The organism is Parapedobacter luteus, from assembly GCF_900168055.1.
GTDB lineage: Bacteria > Bacteroidota > Bacteroidia > Sphingobacteriales > Sphingobacteriaceae > Parapedobacter > Parapedobacter luteus.
The window spans coordinates 429,197-452,040 of sequence record NZ_FUYS01000001.1 but is presented as its reverse complement, the minus strand read 5'-3'; the positions used below and the strand labels follow the sequence as shown (position 1 = coordinate 452,040).

At 51.8% G+C, this 22,844-nt stretch carries 13 protein-coding genes; all 13 read right to left on the bottom strand.

The window, feature by feature from the left end:
* Positions 1–29 precede the first annotated feature (29 nt).
* The 13 genes from B5X72_RS01810 to B5X72_RS01750 all read right to left on the bottom strand — a co-directional run bounded on the left by B5X72_RS01810 (position 30) and on the right by B5X72_RS01750 (position 22,767).
* Positions 30–3,482: a SusC/RagA family TonB-linked outer membrane protein gene (locus B5X72_RS01810; RefSeq protein ID WP_217698076.1), complete on the bottom strand. Its 3,453-nt coding sequence runs from the start codon at positions 3,480–3,482 to the stop codon at positions 30–32.
* Between the two features lie 196 nt (positions 3,483–3,678).
* A complete protein-coding gene (locus B5X72_RS01805) occupies positions 3,679–4,626 on the bottom strand; it encodes a FecR family protein (RefSeq protein WP_176146059.1) in 948 nt (315 codons plus the stop codon).
* A gap of 99 nt (positions 4,627–4,725) precedes the next feature.
* A complete protein-coding gene (locus tag B5X72_RS01800) occupies positions 4,726–5,328 on the bottom strand; it encodes an RNA polymerase sigma factor (RefSeq protein WP_079715082.1) in 603 nt (200 codons plus the stop codon).
* Positions 5,329–5,535: 207 nt separating this feature from the next.
* A complete protein-coding gene (locus tag B5X72_RS01795; RefSeq protein ID WP_079715081.1) occupies positions 5,536–7,296 on the bottom strand; it encodes a lysophospholipid acyltransferase family protein in 1,761 nt (586 codons plus the stop codon).
* 139 nt (positions 7,297–7,435) lie between these two features.
* Complete coding sequence (locus tag B5X72_RS01790; protein ID WP_079715080.1) at positions 7,436–8,170, bottom strand: phosphatase PAP2 family protein; 735 nt, start codon at positions 8,168–8,170, stop codon at positions 7,436–7,438.
* Between the two features lie 72 nt (positions 8,171–8,242).
* A complete protein-coding gene (locus B5X72_RS01785) occupies positions 8,243–9,235 on the bottom strand; it encodes an endonuclease/exonuclease/phosphatase family protein (protein ID WP_176146058.1) in 993 nt (330 codons plus the stop codon).
* A gap of 11 nt (positions 9,236–9,246) precedes the next feature.
* Positions 9,247–12,000, bottom strand: coding sequence for a TonB-dependent receptor (locus tag B5X72_RS01780; protein WP_079715078.1), 2,754 nt, complete (start codon positions 11,998–12,000; stop codon positions 9,247–9,249).
* A gap of 107 nt (positions 12,001–12,107) precedes the next feature.
* Positions 12,108–13,889, bottom strand: a complete 1,782-nt coding sequence (locus B5X72_RS01775; RefSeq protein ID WP_079715077.1) for a purple acid phosphatase family protein — start codon at positions 13,887–13,889, stop codon at positions 12,108–12,110.
* 7 nt (positions 13,890–13,896) lie between these two features.
* On the bottom strand, positions 13,897–14,751 hold the full coding sequence (locus B5X72_RS01770) for a glycerophosphodiester phosphodiesterase family protein (protein ID WP_079715076.1): 855 nt from the start codon (positions 14,749–14,751) through the stop codon (positions 13,897–13,899).
* Positions 14,752–14,758: 7 nt separating this feature from the next.
* Positions 14,759–15,988 (bottom strand): purple acid phosphatase family protein, encoded by a 1,230-nt coding sequence (locus B5X72_RS01765; protein WP_079715075.1) that lies wholly within the window; start codon positions 15,986–15,988, stop codon positions 14,759–14,761.
* A 27-nt stretch (positions 15,989–16,015) separates the two neighbouring features.
* On the bottom strand, positions 16,016–17,389 hold the full coding sequence (locus B5X72_RS01760; protein WP_217698075.1) for a PhoPQ-activated pathogenicity-related family protein: 1,374 nt from the start codon (positions 17,387–17,389) through the stop codon (positions 16,016–16,018).
* Between the two features lie 54 nt (positions 17,390–17,443).
* A complete protein-coding gene (locus tag B5X72_RS01755) occupies positions 17,444–19,090 on the bottom strand; it encodes a SusD/RagB family nutrient-binding outer membrane lipoprotein (protein ID WP_079715074.1) in 1,647 nt (548 codons plus the stop codon).
* Between the two features lie 29 nt (positions 19,091–19,119).
* A complete protein-coding gene (locus B5X72_RS01750) occupies positions 19,120–22,767 on the bottom strand; it encodes a SusC/RagA family TonB-linked outer membrane protein (protein WP_245826775.1) in 3,648 nt (1,215 codons plus the stop codon).
* Positions 22,768–22,844 lie beyond the last annotated feature (77 nt).

Genomic DNA, 22,844 nt, shown 5'->3' with positions numbered 1-22,844 from the left:
GAAAAATTAATACATTCATTATTTTATCCTTAAAAGCCAAGTGTGATATTCATTCCAAGACTACGGGTGGATGGAAATTGGGTCAACTCTACGCCCGGCGTGAGCGTACCGTCATTTAAATTGCCTCCCTCGGGGTCGAAGCCCGGAAATGACGTGAAGTTGAACAAATCCCTGCCCCAGAGCGCGATGGATGCATTCGTCAGCCTTAGTTTGGCTGATAGCGCGGGGGGCAAGGTATAAGACAACCGCACTTCCCTTATTTTCAGGAAAGAAGCATCAAAGACATTGGTTTCCGCATTGGATATCTGGTAATAATTGTCATAGTACGTGCCTGCGGGCACCCGGGTCGTATTAGGTACAAACGAGCCGTCACTTTGCCGTACCACCCCTTGGCCAACAATACCCTCATCACGCCCTGGGAGCGTCACTTTTGTTTTTCCCAGTGTATTGTTCTTGTGGTTAGTCTGGGAATAAATACTTCCCCCTTTCTGGCCATCCAGCAACACACTCAAACCGTATGATTTATAACTAAACCGGTTGGACAATCCGGCTTTCCAATCGGCAAATGCATTGCCCCACTTTTTCATTTCGGGATCTAACGATTCCGGTAATCCGGAAATATTGTAAATGATTTCGCCCTCGGGCGACCGTTGAAACCCGCGGCCATACAAATCGCCCATCCTTCCGCCCACACGTGCTTCGATATTGACGTTGTTGCTGTGGCTATAGATAATTTGGTTGGTGATGCCTTCGGCCAGTTCTTTGACATAGCTTCGGTTCAATGACCAATTGAGGGCTAAATCCCATTTGAACGCCTGACTCATAACGGGCTGCCCATTGAGTACAACCTCGATGCCTTTGCTATTGATAAGCCCTGCATTGATCAGTGCGCTGGAATACCCCGATACCGGATCCACAGGAGTTGCCAGGATCTGGTTTCTGCTGTCGTTGGTATAGGCGGTAATATCTGCTCCTATACGTCCGCGTAAAAACCGGATATCAAGGCCCGCCTCGTAGCTCGTCGTAATTTCGGGCTTCAGGTTGGGATTGTATAAAATAGAAGAGTTGGTTAGGCTGTTGCCGTAAATCTGGTCATAATAGCGAGCCGTTTGATATGGCCGGGTATCATTCCCAACCTGCGCCCATGATAAGCGAAGCTTGGCGAACGAAATAGCCCTCGGTAGTGCCAATAGCTCATTGAGCACGAAACTGGTGTTGACGGATGGGTAAAAGAAAGAACGCTGGGCCACCGGTAAGGTGCTTGACCAATCATTCCTTCCTGTAAGGTCTACAAAAACTTTATCTTGATAAGACAATTGCCCAAAGGCGTATAAACTCGCTATCGCTTTCCGCTGCTGGTCTGCCTCTGACACGACGGGGTCCAAGCTGTTTGACAATTGATAAATCCCGGGCTGGGCAAGCTGATCGGCATACATCCCATAAAATTTGTACGACTGGAACATATAATTCCCCCCCGCAGATAAAGACAATTGCAAGGCATTGCTGACCTGTCTCCGGTACGAAAGCAGCACATCCGTATTGCTTTCGTAATTGGTGATACCCTGTTCGCGATACATGCCCCTCGGGTACTTGGTCATGCTGAAAGGCCGTTGTTGGGATCGATCCTCCGCAGCAAAATCCAATCCCGACCGCAGCATCACATCCATATTGTCGGTTACCTTGTACGTTGCGCTGACATTTCCTATGATATTATGTTTATTCATTTTGTTGAGCATTTCATACATAATCGCATAGGGATTTTCGGGCCCGGCGTTAAACGGTTTATATTGTTCTACACCTTCCCTCCCCGCCTCCCAGTACGGCATGAACCACTCAGGCCGTACATTGGGCGTCGTGCCGATGATGAGGAAATACATCATCGTCTGGTTGTTGTAGCCGGCCGCCGGCAGGTTGTCACTTTTCTTAATCGCATAGTTAAATTTGCCGCTCAACCGCAGCCTTTCGGATACTTTTTGCTGCACAGATAAGGAAGCGTTGATCCGGTTAAACCCGGTGTTTGGCAAAATCCATTTATTAGTAAGATGTGTCACCGACAAACGCGCTCCGCTGTCTTCATTGCCTCCCGCTATAGCCAGCCCATTGGTCGTGGTAATCCCCGTTTGAAAGAAGCCGGAGATGTAGTCATCATAAGCCACCCACGGTGTCCGCGTCGTCGGAATGCCGCCGGGGTTAAGGGGATCATATTGGTAATATTGTTGCCCCTCGAACCGTGGCCCCCATGCCCGTCCGGCAGCGACGTTCATGCTCGTATTGGGGCCGTCTTCCGTAGCTCCATACGAATAATATTCGTCCGTGCGCCCTTCTCCGTATTCAAACTGGTAATCCGGCCAACGGTTGATTTGCTCGATGCTGGTATTGGAATTGAATGTAATGCCTATTCCGTTTTGCTTACGGGACGCTGACTTTGTTGTCACAATCAGCGCGCCTCCCGCCGCCCGGCTTCCATACAGTGCGGTTGCTGCCGGACCTTTTAATACGGTAATATTTTCAATATCATCCGGATTCAAATCGTTTACATTCGATCCAAAATCAATCGGACTATCTTGCGAAAGGTGGGAGTTGAAGCCCGTACCTGTAATACGGTTGCTGACCGGCACACCGTCAATCACGACCAACGCTTGGTTATTATCCAGGTTGAGTGACGATTCGCCGCGCAGTGTAATGCGGGAAGATCCCATTGGCCCTGCCCCGGCCCCTTGTACGGTGAGCCCTGCAACTTTTCCTGACAAGGCATTTACCCAGTTGTTGCTCTTAGCCTCGGTCACGGCTTCCTCGGTGACGGTCTGGGCAGCATATCCCAATGATTTCTCTTCGCGTTTTATCCCCAGTGCCGTGACCACCACCTCGCTCAGTGCCCCCTGCTCTTCATCCAGTGTAAAGTCTGCCCTCACGCCTTTGCCTTCCTCCACCGCGATGCCGCCTTTCTGCTGTGACCGGAAGGCAATGTAAGTCACTTCAAGGGTATATGTACCCGGCGGCAAACTGATGGAATAATGCCCGTCGTCATCGGCGCTGTAACTGCGATTGATTTCGCGCACTTTAATGCTGGCACCAGAAAGCGGCGTGCCTTGGGTGTCCGTGATGCGGCCAGTGATGCGCCCCGGGGCTTGCATTTTATAGAGTATCACCGTTCCCGATTGTTCTCTAAATGCAATCCAGTTGGTGTTTAACAACGCTTTAAGTACTTCCTCCAGACGCCTGTTTTTATAATGGACGTCTGTAAACGTGATGTTATCCAAGCCGAGATTGTCGGTAAAAGCAAAGTCGACGCCAGTCTTCTGCTGGATGTCCTTGATGACGGTATAGGCATCTGCACGGCGATAGGATAAATCAATCCGCTTATCTAGGACCTGCCCGAAGGAATTTGCGGCACACAACAGTTGTGTGGCAGCAACCAAAGCAAAGGCAAGAACAAAGGTAATCCGCATGATATGATGTAGTAATGCTTGCTGTGACTTCATTTGATTTATTGTACGGCCCAATAAGCTGGAATGTCACCTTGGAATGAAGTATTTCCATTCCTATTTCCTAACTTTGGGCAATGGGTGATTAATGCTGTTAATTGCTCGTGGGCTGTAGCGCAGCGACCAAACTTCTGCTACGGCCGTTTCAAAGGCACAGGCGGCTGCTTCTTGCAGTACCTGTGTTTTTTTATCGTCAGTAAATCCTTATCGTTCCGTTTTCCTCCTTTCTGTAATTTTTATGCAGTGTCGTGCAGACAAGCGCTATCGCTTCTTCCAGCCTGTAGGTCGGTTGCAACGTGAGGTTGTACCGATAGGATGCCACGTCCTGATCTGCCGTGGTCAACCGCACACCATAGCGGTTGTAAAACCCCTGAACCAGCTCATCAAAACTTGCCCTGTCAAGCACAATGCGGCCCTCGCGCCACGAACGGCTATCGGCCACAGCCACGTTGCCTACAAGGAATGTCTTATCAGCCCTGCGGTAAGCTAATTCTTGGCCAACGGTCAGTTCTGAAAGCTGTTGCGCCGCTGCGTTCGTCACCAGCACCCTACCCGTGCTTACGGCTACTTTGATTTCTTGAAGGCTTTCGTATGATCGGAGGTTGAAAGACGTGCCCAGTACCTTGACGGTAATGCCATCCGCCTCCACAACGAACGGACGGACGGTATCGCGCGTCACTTCAAAAAAAGCTTCACCGGATAGGCTGATGCGCCGCGCATCAACACCGTAGCCCGGTAATACCTTCAAGTTGGAATTGGCATTGAGCCATACCTGCGTACTATCTGGCAATTGCACTTGCTTAAGTTGGCGGCTACCGGTGGTAATCACATGCCACCGATTGTTGGTTTTCGCAAGTTGGGCGGCCGACTGCCCCGCGGGATCACGAACCAGATACAACCAAACCGCTGCGCCCAACAATAGTGTAAGGCTGGCAGCAATCCTAAACGCGTGCTGTTTATACCATCGTATTGGCTTACGCTGCTTGGGAACAGCTTGCCATAAGCGCGATTTCAAGGCTGTTTTTTCGGCCTCAGTTTGCAGGCCCGGAACCGCCTCTGGATCCCCGCCAAACGATTCGTACCATTGATCCACGACATATCGTTCGGCCTTTGTCGCTATACCATCATGGTATCGCTTCAACAATTTTTGTAATGTAGCTAACTTCACCGATTTACCTTGTTACATCTACATAGTGCAGTACAAGGCGCCCAGGTACTTCAACAAACCGTTGCCAAATTGTTAACTTTTGATAAACAGCGCCAAAAGCAGGTAGAAAGAGGGGGGAATATCGGGATGCTTTTCAGCCAACACCACGCGTAGCCGGCGCAAAGCATCCGTTGTATTGTTTTTGACGGTCTGTTCGGATAGCCCAAGGGCGATGGCAATCTCTGCCACCGTAAACTCCTCCGTTCGCATCACGAAAATTCGGCGCATATTTTTGGGGAACCGTTGGATGGCGTTGTGCAGTGTGCTGCTGATTTCACCCGCTGCCATTATATCCAATACAGAACGCTCAATGACTTCCATCCGGTGCAGCAAGTGTTCCATGGCCCGTTGCTGCAAATCAGCCTTGCTCGCCCGTTTAATGAGGTGGTACTTTAATGCGGCATGTAAGTAAGCGCCAAAAGAGGTGTTGATGGCAAGCGAATGCCGCCGTTCCCAAATGTCGGTAAAAATGTCTTGTACGACGTCTTCCGCTTCACTTTGATCACGCAGGCGATGGTATGCCTGGCGATATAGCGCCTCCCAGTGTGTATTGAAGAGTTCCTCAAACATACCGGGCACATCATTCCTGATACCGGTGAGCAATTCGGACTCCGTGATAACTGCCTTAATGCGCATACAAGCAAAGATAACCAGCTTATATTATGCTAACATTAATTTTGCTACACCGCTCAGGCGCTATCCTTGCTGTTGCCTTCACGCAAGCTGCCTTAATGCATACCGGATACGTGCCGTATGCGGCGCGGATGTAAGGATTTCACGGATACGCCTCGGATAAGTCCCCGCATCGCGCACGGAGGACGGCAGGAAAAAGAGTAGCGTTTGTCAGGAACGATTGCCGAAAAAACGTCGTTCCATGGCTTCGTCCAATTGCTGGCGGTCAAATACGAGAAACCCGTCCAAACAATGGTTGAACTTGGGATCTACATTAAATGCGATGATACTTGCTTTCAAGCTCAGGTAGTGGCGTAAAAGTACCGGAAAGCGCCGGTTTGGTTTTTCGATGTCCAAGACCAATCGCTCCAGCGCATTGAGGGATGTCGGGTCGTCCAACAGCGCTTCCAGGTCCATCTTCATCAGGCTGGGTTTAAACCGCTTCCTGGGCCGTACCAGCGCGGCGAGCTCTTCGTCATAACAGTTGCGCCGGATAAACTCGACGATCACCGAACGGGAAAACCGCGAAAAATCCCCACTGATACTTACCGGCCCGATGAGGTAACGGTATTGCGGGTATTTTTCCAAGCACCAGGCGATACCTTTCCACAGCAGGTACAACGGCATAGCCGTTTGTTGGTATTCTTCTCGGATCCAACTACGACCCAATTCCATACTCTCCTTCAGCACGGGCGTGAGGGCCTTGTCCATTTTAAACAATTGGGAAAGATAGAATCCCCGTTTCCCTTGGCCATATAGCAGTTCAGCCCCCATTCCCACACGATATGCGCCCACCACTTTTGTTTCGCGCCGATCCCAAATAAATAAGTGCCGATAATACAGGTCAAAGACATCCAAGTCGATGGAGCGGTTACTTCCTTCGCCAACTCCGCGAAAGGTCACCTCACGGAGCCGGCCGATTTCACGGATGAGCCGTGGCATCTGCTGGGCCTCTGACAAGAATACATCAAAGTGTCCCGCAGTCAATATGCGATTGGACTGCAACTGGGCAAGTTCTTGCTCCAAATCTGCGACAGGTACCGGCGAAACAATATCTTCCGGCCTTTTAGGCAGCGTGAATCTTCCACGTTCCAACCATTCCCATTTGGTTTTAGGCATGTCCATTCCCAATGCATACGTGCGTGCCCTTACATAGTCGAGCAGTTCTCTTGGCTGCTGCTTTCCCTTGGCTATTTTTTCGGGACTAATCGCCATACCTATCCGAAGGTGCACTTCATGTCCGTGCTTATTGAATAGTTCTGCCGCCAGCCGTGCCGTACGCAACTTCGGATGCAACATTCCCAGCAGATTAAACAGCAAACCGTTGTGCCCGTGGAAATAAATGGGTACGATGGGCACTCCCGCCTTGGCGAGGAGTTTGCCGACTACCGGGTGCCAGCGCTTATCCGTGACCTGCTGCAATGCCGGTTGGTAGGCCGACACTTCGCCCGCCGGAAACATCGCTACCGGCATGCCCTGCTTGACGGCTGCCAGCACTTGCCTTAACCCGGCGACATTGGAAAGATGCGCTTCTTCATGAAATGGATTGATTCCGATGAAATAGCCGCTGAGGTTCGGGATGTGCTGCAATAGAAAATTGGCCACCACCTTGGTTTCCGGCCTCGCCGCGCACAGTATTTTAAGCAATATCAGTCCTTCGATGCCACCGTAAGGATGGTTGGCCACCGCAATAAATGAACCTTTTTTCGGTATTTTCTCCAGATCGGAAGGGTCTATGCGGACCTGGATACCCAGCAGCTCAAGTACGCCATCCACAAATTCCGCCCCCTCCAAGTGGCGCACCTTGTCAAATTCGGTATTAAACCGATCAAGTTGCATAAAAGACATCAACAAGCTGTCGATACCCGGCAATGGCAATCGGTGGATCCCTGTTGCCTTAGCGAATGCCCCCTTGGTGATCAATGGCTCCATGATGTATAACTTTCTACAAAGCTATATTCACGGTATTAAGTCAACATTACGCCATGATGAATATAATCGGCACCCGTCAATGATGCTGGTTGATTAAGGTGACAGATAATTGCCCGATACTGCCTGAAGTGACGGCAGATTAATCAGCAGGATTGGTACGCACAGAAACGGCGCTGGCTCCCTCACATTTAGCGATCGATACGTGCAACCTCCTATTGGCCCAATCCGCCTTGAACAGCCTACTGCTATCAAACCACCAGAGCAAAAGAAAGGTCGTTGAACTGCCAATCAGGGCACCCGCGAAGACGTCCTGGGGAAAATGCTGGGCCAAATAGATGCGAGAATACCCGACAAGCAGGGCCATCACAAACAGAAACGGTGAATTTCGTTGATTGGGAAAAAAGTAATAGAGCACGGCCATCATCGCAAAGGCGGTGGTGGTATGCCCTGACGGAAAACTGTTGTGGAAATGGACCGCATGGTCCGGCGGTATGTGGATATCATAAACACCTTCAAAGACCTTGGCCGGCCTCGGAAACCCAAGTGTCCGCTTGATACCCTGCGCCAAAAGCCCAGTCACTATAAAACAGGCCGTCGCATAGACCGTATACTTGAAGCGCACGAACAACAGGACTGCTGCCAACAGCACCATCAGCAGGCCATCACCGCCATAGGTAATGTATTGAAATGCGGCATCTGCAATTGGGTGGTGCAATTGGTTGACAAACAAAAACTGTTCGCTTTGCGGGACGAAAAGCATCAAAGCTCCGCCTGCCAGCATCAACAGGAGAACGGAAATGGTAAACGCAGGATAGGCGGCATAAAAGGCCGAAACACCGCCTCCGGTCAGCTGACTCGCCTTGGTAACATTCATACAGCGAATGTATGATTAGGATAATAACAGATTGTTAAACAAAAGAAAACCAATGGTGACCTTTATGACAATTTATCGTAAAGTAGCAAAGCGGAAGGCCGCCCATACAGGCAAGTGGTCGGATACCTGACCAGCTTCTGTGACCACCCGGCCTGCGACCAGCTCAAGTGCATTGTTATAAAAAATGTAATCGAGTCTTGAAGTAGGATGTTCACTGTCATAGGTATACGGGATTTCGGCTGTGCTGCCTAAATCGACCGACCTTAAATTGGCCTGGAGAATCTCAAGGATTGTCGGCTCGGCTTCATCCGGACTGCTGTTGAAGTCGCCCACCATTACCGTAGGATACTGCGCACTGTACTGCTGGTACAAGCGCAGCACAGCTTGGGTATGTCTTTCGCGCGTATCCCTGTCAAAGGCCTCCAGGTGCACATTGATGACCATGACCTCCTTGTCATGTACCACGAGCTTAACCACTTGAGCTAACCGGTGAAGGTAAAATGCCCGATAGTAAAAAGGAGCGGAGGCAACTTCGGCCAGCGTATCCACCACGTGTTCCGTCACCGGAAACTTAGATAAGATCGACTGGCCGGAGAGGACTTTGCCGAAATGCACGCTGGGCGGCCAATATGGAAAGGGCACATACCGCTTGTCCCAATTGACCGCCCGGGCTGCGAACGGATAAATGGTATCTGCTAACGCTGCTTCCTGATCGACCGAATAACTTCGTGTGCTCCCATAATCAATCTCCTGCAAACACACGATATCAGGTTTCAGGTGTCCCAGTAAATCAGCGGCCTGCCGGAGATTGGCTGAAAACAAGGATTCATCCCGTTTGACCGGCTCGTTATTGGTCATCCCACTGAGGTAGCCAATGTTATAGGTCATGATGGAAAACACGGTATCCACTTCCTCCCTGTTGGCCCCGGCACGAAGGCTGTCCGTACGCAATAACACATGCTCCGTCGTAGAGCGGTTGGGCTGCTGCCCCCAAAAGTAAAACGCGGTGGCAAAGCCCAGGACAAGCAGGAGGATAGCTGCCGCAATCCGGATGATTATTTTCATGGGGGTATCCATTAAAACGTTATCCTCACCTGGGCACCGATAACACTTCTGCTGCCGCCAATGTAGGTGGGGAATCCAATGGTGTCTCCGGTATTCCCGGCGTCAATAAGATAGCGCGTATCAAAAACATTTTTGCCGTAAGCGCCTATGTCATAGCGTATATTATTGACCAAAAACCGATACCCGGCCGTGAAATTGGCCAGCCCGTACCCTGCCTGATGCAAATCTTCGCGGTTGCTGTCTTCAAAATATATCCCCGATTGGTAAGCGTACGAAGGTCGCAGGTAAATGGACGAACGGCCGTTGACGGGGATATCGGCATCCAGCCCGATGGCAAAGCTGTGTTCAGGCGTCAGGCGGAAACGATTGCCCGCGTATTCCTGCGGATTGCCATTTTCATCCGTATCATTGAATTTTCCATCAATGTAGGCATAGTTACCAAAGACATTGACGGTGGGCGTGAAGAAATACCGCAGGCCGGTTTCGATACCGAAGCTGTGGGCTTTGCCCGCATCGTCAGCCAGCAACATCGGCGCAATGCTTCCTGGCACTTGCTGCAACGACAGCGTCTGAAAATTGTACCAGTCGTAGTAATATGCACTCAACTCATACCCCAGTTTACCGTTGGCTACCAACCCTTTCACGCCTGCCTCATAACTCCACACCACCTCGGGTTTCAGGTAAGTCGTCTCGGCCGGCAATATCGAAATAACACCCGGCCTCCTACCCCGCGAAACGCTGGCATACACGTTGTTGCGGGCGAAAAGGTAGTTCAGCGCCAACCGCCCCACATACGAGTAGTAGTTTTTGCTGGCGTATATCGTACCATTTGATACCGGATTGAGCAAATTCGGTGATCCGTTGTTGGCAATCATACCAAATACGCTTGGCGGCGAAGCGGCATCGGCCCGATAGCCTCCACGCTGAGCCTCATACGTGCCGCGGAGGCCGGCCGTTAGCTTCAGTTGGTCGGTCAAATCGAACGTACCGTCTGCAAATAGTTCCACGGCCTGATTCCTTCCATAATTGGTGTATGACTCGGTATGCAAACGATTGATGGGGCTGCCATCCAGTAAGGTGACCAATGCAATGAGCTCCTCGGGGAGCGCGGGAGGCAACATGCCGGATTGAAGGAGTTGTTGCCAGGTGATACCCAGAGGCAGGCCACCCGGAACCAGCTGGCTGATTAAGCCCAGCGCTAATGGTTGCAAGTTGGGCAGGTTTTCGACAAGTTGGGGTTGCCCGTTCGCGATGACCGGCTCCGTATGGAAGAGCTGCTGTACCTGTTGGGTAAGTGCTTGTACTTGTGCGTCGGGCAAACCCAGCGACGTCCCAAGTTGACCAAGCTGTCCAGACAGCTGGGCACTCAGTATCGGGGCAATATAAGCTGGATACAATGCGCGCTCGTCTACCCGCAGCGGCACCTGCTGTGAAGAGTTTTCATAGAAATAGCCGGCCCCGATGAATCCGGAGAAACGGCTGTTGTTTTCATAGGTCAACCGCAGTTCCTGGCTGTACTGCGTGCCTTTCGCCCGTTCGGAAACCCATAATAACTGGGCCGGGGTACCGTCGGCGTCGAAGGACTCATTGCTGTCAAAGGCCCGGAACCCTGAAAGGGATGACAACCGCCATGCATTGCCCAAGCGATGGTCCACCAGTAGCGTTGCCCCGCCTACATGCCGTTTGATATACAGGTCTTCTCCCTGTTCCAGATCGGCAGAGGTAGTGGGATCGGTATCGCCACCCGCCGGCGCAAAGCGCCTGCTCTTGAAACTTGTACCTGGATAGTTGTCGTATTGGTAGTTCAGGATGAGATCTGCCGTAGTGTTCGAACCTCCCCACAGGCGGGTGCTGTTGCGCAGTGCGATCACTTCCTTTCCGTTGAGCCTTCCGCCGGAGAGGTTGCTGATAAATCCATCCCTTCCCTCGTAACTGAATGCCAATCGGTTGGCCAACTTACCCGCAGTGATGGGGGTGTTGATATAGCCATTGACAAATCGATGGTTATAGGCTCCATATCCGCCATAGACCTCCGCCCCAAAGCGATCTTGTGCCTTATGCTGAATAATGTGCAGCGCTCCGATTTGCGCACCTCGGCCAAAGAGTGTACCCTGTGGACCTTTCGCTACTTCCACCCGCTCGATATCGAACAGTTCGACCACCGACGCCCGTGACCGGGATATGGAAATCCCGTCCTGAAAAATGGAGATACGCGGCTGCGTGCGCGAGTCGCCATCATCCGACGTAATACCCCGGATCACATATCCCGGATTGTTTGGGCTTTGCAGCTGCACCTGCATCCCGGGGATAAATGTTGACATCTCATCCATCTGGCGCATGTTGAGCCGGCTAAGCGTCTCGCCAGATAAGGTGCTTACCGTAACGGGCACTTCAATGCTGGTCTGAGTACGGCGCTGTGTACTTACGACAACCTCACCCAGGGCAACCTGGCCCGGCTGAAGCCGTATCTCGTCAAGCTGTACGTCTCCACCGCTAATATCTACCGATTGGGAGTAATTGACGCGCCCTTGATAAGAAATGACCAGCCGATAGGTAGCCGGGGGGATTTTAACCAGTTGAAATGTGCCATCTGACTGCGTCGTGGCCTGGAAATTAGTGGCCTCCAAAGCAACGGTCGCTCCGACCAGGGGAGCTCCGGTTTCGTCTACAACGCGGCCCGAAACGCTGTGCTGCTGCGCATAACAAACCATACAAGCCGCCGGAAGCAGGAGCAATGTGATAATGAATGTAAAGATATAACGCATACTAATCGCTTTTTTACAAAGCTATTGTTGTTGCGTTAAGTCCTTATTAACGTATGATGAAGCTAAATCCTATCCCTGAACGATGGGCGACACAACCTTTCCGCGGTCTACTTTTTGATGATCAGCCTATCCTGTGCTGAGCCATCCGCACCATGGCAGGTATACGTAAGCTGGCGTCCTTCAATGCGAAAATGTTGATAAAAATTACCATTTTCGATACGCCTGGCCACGAACGGCTGCTTATCTTTCGCTTCGCGGGCCGCCGCGGTTGCTACCGACATCAAGTAGGTCACACCGTGTTCATCAGGCCTGTTTCCTTTCAGCGGTTGCGTCCGTAGGTAATAATGGAAATGGCCGCCCATCACGATATCCACCTTATATTTCTCGAACAAGGGCACCCATTGGCTGACGATTTCCGGATAGGGCTCCACTTCGTTATAAGGCGGAAAATGGAACACAACGAATTTCCATGTCCCTGCCGATGAAGCGAGGGTCTCCTCCAGCCAGCGGGTTTGTTCGGCTACCGGGAAACTTGCCGCATCAATCATGACAAACAAGGCGTTTTTATAGTTGAAGGAATACGTGAGCCCGGCGGGGAACCCTTTAGGTCCATTAGCCGGGTAATCAAGCAATGCCTGAAACATCGAAGCGCCGAGACCGTCTTGACTGTCGTGGTTGCCTGGCACGGCCATCAATGGCTGTTTGGCAAACACATGGCCCGCAACATGGAAGAACTTATCCCAATCATTGCGGTGAAGGCCCGTATTGACTAAATCGCCCGAACAAAGGCTAAATGCGGCGGTCAAATCCTGTCCATACGCAAGCTTAATCAGATCGCCTGCTGCGGGGTCGTTGTGGGTATCGCCGAACCAATTGAAGGAAAAAGTATCCTCCAAGGGTGCCGTCGCAAACTGAAATACATCCGATATAGCGCCCGATTCACTGTGGATTTGATATTGATAGCTGCTACCGGGCGATAAGCCCTTGAGCTCGGCCATGAACCGGTGATTGTAGCGGTCGTTGATTAACAAGCGATCTTCCAGCCGGTTTACCACAGCCTGTTGCGTGGCGGTATCGCCGTAATTAGTCTGCCAGTAAGCTACCCACGCGCTTTTTATGGTGGTGTCGGTACGCCATTGTACGGTCATGGCTGACGATGGGTCTTCGCCCAACGTCAACGCGAGCTGATCGGCCTCACCACGGGCAGGAAAATCCGTCTTCCGGAATGCCCGGACGAGGTGGGCTTCACGCGCACGGCCGCGGATCGTGGTCAGCAGCAACTGGCCACGGAGCACCTCCGGCACCGCTGTAAGCGTAAGCCCGTCCCAATCGTGGTACGTAAACGAACCGATACCCAAGGTATCGATATGCTGCACCGCGGGAAAAACAGGTTCAATGGTTAGCTGTACCGTGGCATCCTGGGACGCCACACTCACAAAATATACCGGTCTATGCTTATCAAAGCCGTTGATGCCGAGCTTGATTTCTCCTGCTGGAAACTTTTTTTGCCAAACCTCGTAGGTGTACAATTCATTCTTAACCAGCATGTCCGTCTTTTTGAAGCCCGATGATTCCAACCAAAAAGGCGGCCGCGATTGGGCGGTGTCACGCATGAGCGATACCACGACGGGTACATTCACCTGAAATTGCCAATAATTCGTGGCCAATACGTCACGTTCTTCCGGGGTGATAAAATCCAGGACAAACGCTTCCCCGATGGTGTCCAGCTTATCGGCCTCGTATTGGGCGTACAGCCGGGAGACGATGGCATCCATCGTCTCAGCCACTGAGCGGTCCGGTATGGGGGACTTACACGCCCCTACTAAAAGCAACAAGACAACGGGCAATGTAATAGCCCGACATAACGGCTGTTTTTTTTGTTGATACATACGTGAATCAATTGGTTTGGTTTTTTCGGAGGAATGCTACCATCGCTTCCGGCTGATCCGTTTGAACGACATTGACCAGGGCCATATCTTTAAAAAACAAAGCATAACCTTCTTCTTTCTGTTGATCGACTTTTCCCAACGTGTTTGCCCATATACGGATTCCTTTTTTTACCAACGGCTCGATCAGCGCAGCATCGTAATAGCTGTCGTCGATGTGGATGATGGTCGCGATATTCATGGCTGATATCGCAGCCAAATCTGCGGGACTATACGCCCTCGGCATCACCTTTATGCGTGGATTAAAAGCGTGCAGGCGTGGCATCTGCCTGTAGTCGTACAGAAAGAAAAGCACTTGCTCTTCCATGCCCAGTTCTGCTACTACCTGACATACCTTCATGGCAGCCTCTTCGCTCTCTGCCTTGAAGTCAATATCCACCAGGATGGAATCTTTGCACCGGAGCAGCGCCTCCTTGAATGTTGGCACACGATGTTCGGTAGGCTTCCCGCGATGGGTAAGCACCAATCGCCGCACGTCGTCGTAGGTCAGCGACGCCACTTCCCCCTTCCCGTCAGTGGTACGGTCTACGGTTTTGTCATGCAAAACGACCAGCTCGCCGTCCTGCGTCTCACGTACATCCAATTCAAGGATGTGCGCCCCTGCTTTAATAGCTGCTCCCATGGCCGCCAATGAATTTTCGGGAAACTGGTGATGGGCTCCACGATGAGCGGCTACCAGCACGGTTTGAGGTTGTGTGTGGAAGACCGTCAGGATGGAGTCTGCGCGTGATTGCTGCGCAACACCTGTTTCCGAAAAGGCCAACAGCACAAGCGCAACCAAACAAAGATAATTGAGTTTATTCATCTCGTTTTTATTTGGTCAATTCAAACGAATCGACAAGCTTGCCAGCCACATTATAGGCTTTGTACTGCAACTTGTCGCCAGCCACCTGTACAGTTTGGTAAAGCTGGGTATCTACCAAGGAGACATCCATCCACCGTTCGGAGTCTGATTTGTACATTTTAGGGCCAGCGACAGACAGGACATAAACGGGTCCCGACGCTGTTGCGTTTGGCCCCTTGCCACGCGCGTAGGTATGGTCATGCCCCTGAAATACCAGATCGACCCCATACTGGTCAAACAATGCCTTAAGCCGTGCTTTCGCTTCCTTATTATCATCACTGCGGTTTTTGGAGGTCGAATACAGCGGATGATGGAAGAAAACCACCGTCCATCGCTGCGGATTGTCTTGCAACAGCTTTTCGAGCCAGGCTACTTGGGTATCAAAGGAGCCTTCTTCTACGCCCATCTGCTGTGAGTTAAGACCAATGAGCCGCACGCCTTGATAATCGACATAGTAGACGGATTCCTGATGTCCCGCTGGACCGTTTCGCGGTAGCGTAAACTGGGCGGCCCAATGCGGATCAAGTGTGGGTTTTTCCTGGGCATCCCGGAAATACTCATGGTTGCCCGGGACGGGCAGGGCTGGAATCATCGAATGGATGAACCCTGCACCATAGTGCCACTCGCCCCACTCAGCATCGGTATTCGACCGGTTGATGAGGTCGCCCGCATGGATGATAAACCGCGCATCAGGCTGCTGGCGAAACGCCTGGCGGATGGCCCTGGACCATCTTGATTTGATGTCATTTTGGGCATCGCCAAGATAAATAAACGAGAACGGCTCAGGGCCGGCAGCGGCTGTCTGGAATTGAAACCACTCACTCCAGTGCGTGCCATCCCCCACGCGGTATACATATACCGTAGCGGGCTTCAGTCCGGTGAACGTTACATGATGGTAGCGATCTTCCCGCCCTTCCTTTCCTGTGAACGGGCGCGTTTCGGCGGGGTACTCCACGGCGTCGGTTTCTAAATCGGGTGTTCCGTCTTCAAGCCGCACCTGCGCCTTGGCACCTGTGACCGATGCATCCGTACGCCAGGTGACCGTCTGGGTGGTTGTTGGGTCGGCTGACCAGGTGAGTACCACCCGATCAGGGTATGCACCCGGCTCAAATTGCTGTGCCCAAGCGCCGGGAAGCCAGGCGTATCCAAGCGCAAAAGTCAGCGCCAATTGGATCAACGGTTTTACGAATCTATTCATGATGGTGAACGTTTAGTTTATATGTCTTTATAATATCCCGTTCGGCCCGAATACAAACACCCGCGTACTCTGGGTGTATTCGCCGCCTACGGGGCTTTGGTATTTGAGATCTACGTAATACGCTTGGTATCCTTCGGACGGCGCGGGGAGGTTAAGCTTAATGGCCGGTTTGCCCTGGATCCCCAATGACGTACTCGTCCATTGCTCATCGCGGAAATCTTTATCGGTAGACGTAGCGGTCCACAGCACCACATCGGTCAGCTGCCCTGGGGTGGCCGCCACGCGGAGTTTTGCCCTACGGCGTCTGGCCTTCAGCGTCCAATCGGTTTCCGGATAGGGCAAGTTCCCCAACGTCGTTCCTACGAACGCACTTAATGCCTTCATTGCCTGCTGGCCATCACCCAAATCGTGCCCCGCATTGGGCACATAGTGGAGCCGGTTTTCACCGGGGATGCTGTCCAGGTAATGTTTTACATTATCGACGACCCAATACGGATCGTTAGTGCCCATGAACAGCATTTTGGGCATGGTGAGCGATTTGCGGTAGGCGTAAGGATCTACCATCGTGGTGATTTCCTGACCATCGGGAGTAGTGGCGCTTTGCGGGATCCCCAAGCGTACATAGTCTTGAATCTGCACACTGTAGTCGCCCCAGGTTTCTATCTGGTACTGCAGGCTCACCGGCATATTGAGTACGTCGATAACCATAGGCGCTATGGCAACCACACGCCCATCGGCGGCGGCCGTAAGCCATGTGGTCCATCCCCGTTTGGAAAATCCGGAAATAATGAATTTATCCACCGGCACAGTCAGCCTTCCAGCGGTGAACGCCTGCACAGCATCCATGGCCCTGACGGCACTCTTCACCATCGGGAAGAGCAGCGGCCATTCATAATCCTTGTCTTGCTTATACCGGTGCAGGGTCATGGAAATAAGCTCGTCTTCGGTGCGGCCGCCGTACAACGGTTGATTGGGCGTTTGCCGCAGTATAGCTACGACCGCGCGATTGGCTGTAGCAATCATGCGCATAGCGGCCAGCTGCCGGTCTTCGGGGTTGTCATTCCAACGTGGCAAGCCGTCCCGCACCGAGCCACCCGTGATGAACAGCAGTGCTCCGCTGTGCTCCACGTGCTCCGGCACGACAACGGAAAGCTGGTGCGTCCACACCGTATCTTTCCAAGTTTGGGAGACCAACAGCAGCTGATAAACCGTCACTGACGGGTTGAGCACCGAATCCTTGACTTCCCACCGGTATGTCGCATCTGGCTTATCTACATAATGTTGCAGCGCCGTCTCAGGAGTTATGGCGCTTTGCGCAAAAAGGTTCGTGATCGAAAATGAAAGGATGGCCGCCAGGGCGACCATCCGGATAGGTTGATTATTGCGATGCGTTCGTGTCATTCTCTTTTAGTATCCTGACCTATCGGCCAAACAAATATAATGTGAATATTGCAATTACCAAGGTTTACCTGTACCTTGAAGCAACCACGGCTTAGACCAAGCACTGTTTTCACCGTCGGCTTGTGAGTATCCCGTCCGTTCGAGACGTTGCAATGCTTGTTCGGCGTTTGCCCGGTTGATATTCAGTTCATCTTGCATATAATAAAAGCGCACGGGCAGTACGGATCTCAGGGCTGCCGGGCCTGCCTGGAGCGCCGGGTATCCTGTACGGCGGTAGTCAAACCAAGCTTCAGTGGCAGCTGTCCAGCTGGCTATCCATTTCTGCTCCAAGATCTGTTGTTGCGTACCGTTGTACGATACGTCCGCGCCGGCGATGTAGTCTGCATAAGCGCTGCCTACCGTCCAGCTTTCCAGCGATGCCCGGATGCCGTTGTTATAATGCGTTTCTGCATCGCCGACATTCCAGCCTTTCCACGCCGCTTCGGCCAAAATAAACGAAACTTCGGCGGCAGAGAGCAACTGCGCCTTCAGCAACGGGCCGCTCGCATCCATATACATTTCGTTGAGGTAGGAGACGTGTGGATTATAAGATGTCTGTCCAGGCGTAGGATTGAGGTTGTATGCCGACGGCAGTGCCGAATGGCTCGGCGGCAACCCGACATAATCCGGGTCTGTATCTATTGTGATTCCCGCCACCACGTCGGGTGAAAGGTGCCGTCTCCCGTTGACCACTTCATCCGTACCGGCAGGGAAGGCGTCGCTTACCACCAAAGGAATCTCCACTGGTTTTGCCCAAATGGCCAAGCGTGGGTCATGCCGTTGCTGCAGGTACTCCACCAGTGTGGCACACATCTTCACACGGCGGTAATTGCTGCCACTGACATCCGTAAATGTGTTGGACGGCCATGAGTCGAGTGCGGATGTGCCTCGGTACGACATCGCGACGTCGTGGTTGCTCGACGAAATGAGCGGATACTGTGTGGGATTTGCCACAATACGTTCAATACCGGCCCTGGCCTCCTCCGGGAGTTTTTCGGAAATGCGCATGTAATAGCGCAGCTGGAGGGCGTTGGCAAACTGCCGCCAAAGATGGGGGTCTCCGCCAAAGTAGACATCTGCGCTGCTCAATACGGACTGGTATTCACTCGCCGGCCTCGAAAGCAAGGTGTTTGCGGTTTCCAAATCGGCAAGGATACCCTGGTAAATTGTTTCCTGGCTATCGTAGGCTGGCAATAGGTTGACCACGCCTCCTTCCTCGGCTTTTAATGCTTGTGTATACGGTGCGTCGCCCCATAAATCGGTAATCAAACCAAACATAAATGACTTCATCACCAACGCTACTCCCCGATGGAAGTCCATCCCTTCCTCTTCTGCTCGCTTCATCAGCAGCGCATTGTTGCGCAGAATGCCGTAGTCTCCATTCCAACTTTGGCTACCCAGCCATTCATAATTATTGTGCGAGCCCGCCCATGCGTCCTTTTGTGTATGCTGCACGACACCGGCGATATCCTGAAATCCTAAATCAAGGTACCGCTTTGCTGCTTCGGTCAATACCGTAGGCATAATCAAATTGGGGTTTACCGTGGCTTCATCGGTTCCATTGGGATTGATATTCAATTCAGTAAGATCCTTACACCCGCTGATGACTACCAGTGCAACCACCCATCCAAATCGTGCTACGATAGCTATTATTTTCTTCATTGCTGTGTTTTTAAACCAAGTAATTAACCTTAAAATGTAACCGCCAGCCTAAATCCGATAGGCATCGCCCACGGTGTTACGTTATACCGTTCTATGCCTTGCTTAAACTGGATACCGCCGCCCTGCACACCGCTTTCTGGCTGGAACGCCATTTCCGGGTCGACGCCTATCTTCGCCTTCGTCCACAAAATCAGGTTGCGGGTGTAAACAGATAGCGATGCGTTTTGCATACCCAGTTTCTGTGCGAAAGCGGTGGGCAAAGCATAGCCGATCGAAAGTTCACGCAGTTTGATATAGGAAGCGTCAAACGTGGAGGCCAACATGTAGTCCCACGGATAATTATCTGCATATGGCAGATACCTCGTTTCTGGGCCGCCAAGGTTTTCTATGTAGTCAACGACTTCGCCTGCATCATTGTACACGGCGATGACACCCGGATTGAAGACGGCGAAATTGCCATAATTGACTCCGTCCATGACTAAAGGGAAAGCGCCGTACTCGGCTGTCGGTCCGCCGACGATGTTGAACTGATTGCCTTTGACACGCACCAAATCATTGTTTACCAAGTAGTCGCGCAAGGCGTCTCCTGTGAGTCCATTGGGGTTAATCAGGTTATCCAGGAACCGCTGGGTTTTAAGGTCCGACTCGGAGTACCGGTAGGTCTGGGACATAAAGTCACCCCCGAAACGCATGTCAAATGCTGCATTGAGGGTAAAGCGTTTATAGGTCAATGCCGTCTGTATACCCATCACAAAATCAGGATTGAAGTTGCCGATTTTATTGCGGGTATTGTTGATGCGTATCGCTTGCCATGAACCACGGTCATTCAAAATGGGATAACCATAGTACGGAGAGTTGGGATCTTCCACAGTCACCAGCTTGGAGTCATAAAGGTCGCCGATTTCCTCACCGACGTACGTACGGGCGCCGCCCCTCCCCTCTGTCCAAAAGGTAAAAAACTCCATGCCTTCTGTAAGTTCCTCTATCTTGGTACGATTGCGCGACCAGTTGAGGTTGATATCCCACGTCCAGTCGGTCGTCTTCACAGGTGTGCCACCAACAACAACCTCGATCCCCCTACTCGCCAACAACCCTGCATTGACATTGATTGAGGTAAAGCCGCTTGATCCCGGCAATGCTGTCGGGAAAATTTGGTTCTCGTTTTCTACCTTATAATAATTTGCCTCCAGCCGCAATCGGTTATTTAGCGCAGCCACATCGATACCTACTTCATACGAGGTACTTTTTTCCGGTTTTAAGGTAGGTGTCAGCAAATTACTCGATTTGCTCATCTGAATGATTTCTCCGCCCCACGCACCGGCATTGCCCAGCACATTCATCAGTTGATAAGGACTCGCATCGTTGCCCACCTGGGCAACGCCACCGCGCAGTTTCAGCAGACTTACCTGACTGGGCAGCTTCAACATCCTGTCCAGCAATAAACTCAGCGAGGCCGATGGGTAAAAGTACGAACGGTTGTCTACCGGCAACGTACTCGACCAGTCGTTTCGGGCCGTCAGATCCAAGTACACCATATCGCGATACCCCAAGTTTACCAGCCCATATACACTGTTTACCGCTCTTTCCGAGAGGTAGCTGCTGTAATCCAGGCTCGCCGGTGCAATATTAGCCAACGTATACAGATTGGGGGTAATTAACCCCGATTCATTTTGCGTTTTCGTTTGAACGGTCCTGTTGCGTTCATAGCGTACGTTCCCTCCTGCAGAAGCAAAGAAACTCAACGCATTGAACGTTTTTTTGAAGGAAGCCAAAAAATCGACATTCTGCTCCTGATGGCCGAGGTTGACGATGCCATAGGCCCCACGCGGTTCGTTCGTGTAACTGAAGGGTACTTTGGACTCGCGCTCCTCACTGTAAAGATCCAGGGCATAGCGAGCCATGAAGCTCAGCTCGGGCGTGATCTGCCAATCGGCACGCAGGTTTCCAAACACGCGATCACGTACAAATGCGTTGTTGACCTCATAGGCGAGGAAATAGGGATTGTTGTAGTTTCCGGGCGCCTGTGAAAGCTGCTGCACGCCTTCGCTGCCTTCTACCCAATAGTTTTGCAAATCCCGTATATTGATGTGGGGCGAAACTTTGTATGCCCATTCCATTGGATTGGCGCCTCGGTTATTTGCCGGGCGGTTATTGGAGTTATTGCGACTGAAATCTACCTGTGCACCCAACGACACCTTTTCATGAAGCCTAACGGTTGAGTTGATGTTTAACGAGTTGCGGAAAAGGTCCGAATTGGGGATGATACCGCGGTTGCTCATGTTTGCATAGGAGATGCGGTAATCCGTCCGATCGTTGCTGTTTGCGATCGAAATCCCATTGGTGGAGGTGATGCCGGTTTGCACAAAATTACGCACATTATCGGGGTGGGATACCAGCGGTGTAGGGATTTTATTTCCGTTTTCGTCTACCGGACTGTTCCATTGCACAGCCAGGTACCCTTTATCGAGTTCCGGCCCCATGCCGGCGGCCGATCCTTCCTCAATGACGAGCCTGCCCCCAGCCAACGGATTGTCCGGCGTGAGCGGTAGTACACCCGTTGCAAATTTGGAATGCATGTCGAGGAATTTATACGGCACGTCGAAGACGGTGTTGCTGGTCACCGAAATGGTCATCCTGTCTGCATGCTTTCCAGACTTCGTGGTGATGAGCACCACACCGTTGCCTGCACGCGATCCATACAGCGCCGCAGCGCTCGGCCCTTTCAGGATGGAAATTTCTTCGATATCGTCCGGGTTCAGGCTGGCAATCGCATTGCCATAATCCACCCGGTTGTCGCTACCAATCTGCCCGATGTTGTTTAGTGTGTTCGCCACGGGCACCCCATCAATGACAAAAAGGGGCTGGTTGTCGTTGTTTAACGACGTGGCACCACGAATAACCATGCTTACAGAAGACCCTGTACCACCAGTGGCACTGATCGAAACACCCGGCACCTTACCAGCAATGCCGGTAAGCACGTTGTCATTGACTACCCGGCTCAGGTCATCGCCCTTCACCCGGCCTACCGCATAACCTAATGAGCGCTCTTCCCGCTTAATGCCCAACGCGGTCACCACGACTTCGTTTAATTCATCCGACGAAGCCGACAACCTAAAGTCAACTGCCACCTGTTGATTGCCAGTGACGACGATGCCTGACCGACTGGTTTTGCCGTAGGCCAGGTAAGTGACTTCCACGGTGTAGGTACCCGGACGGACGTTGACGGAAAAGTAACCGTTGGCATCGGAGACCGTACTGCGGCCCAATTCGACAACCCGGATGGTCGCTCCCGCAAGCGGCTCTTGGCGGTCGTCCGTGACGCGGCCATTGATGCTGCCCATTTGCTGTACAGCCGCTTGGGTGGTGAGCACGATCCCTGCTTCGCTTTCGATGTAGGTGATATCGGTATTGGCCAATAAGTAATGAAGTATTTTCTCTGCTTCCGTATCCCTGAAGCGCTTTGCTTGTACCGTGTGGTCGGCCAGCTTCAATGCCGTCGCATCGTAAGCCATCTGCACGGATAGGCTTTTGCTTAGTTTCAGCAGCGCATCAGAAAGACTTTCGGTATTAAAGTTGATGCTGACCTTATCTTGCATCCCCTGAGCGTTGGTATAGGAAGCCCAAAGTAGCTGTGTGCAAGTGAGGAAAGAAGCCATGATTAAAAATGTTCTCATCATGAACTGGAATAGCTTATCACTTATATTCATATATTTGTACATTCGATTAAGTTAAATTATTCGGATTCCTTGTGGCC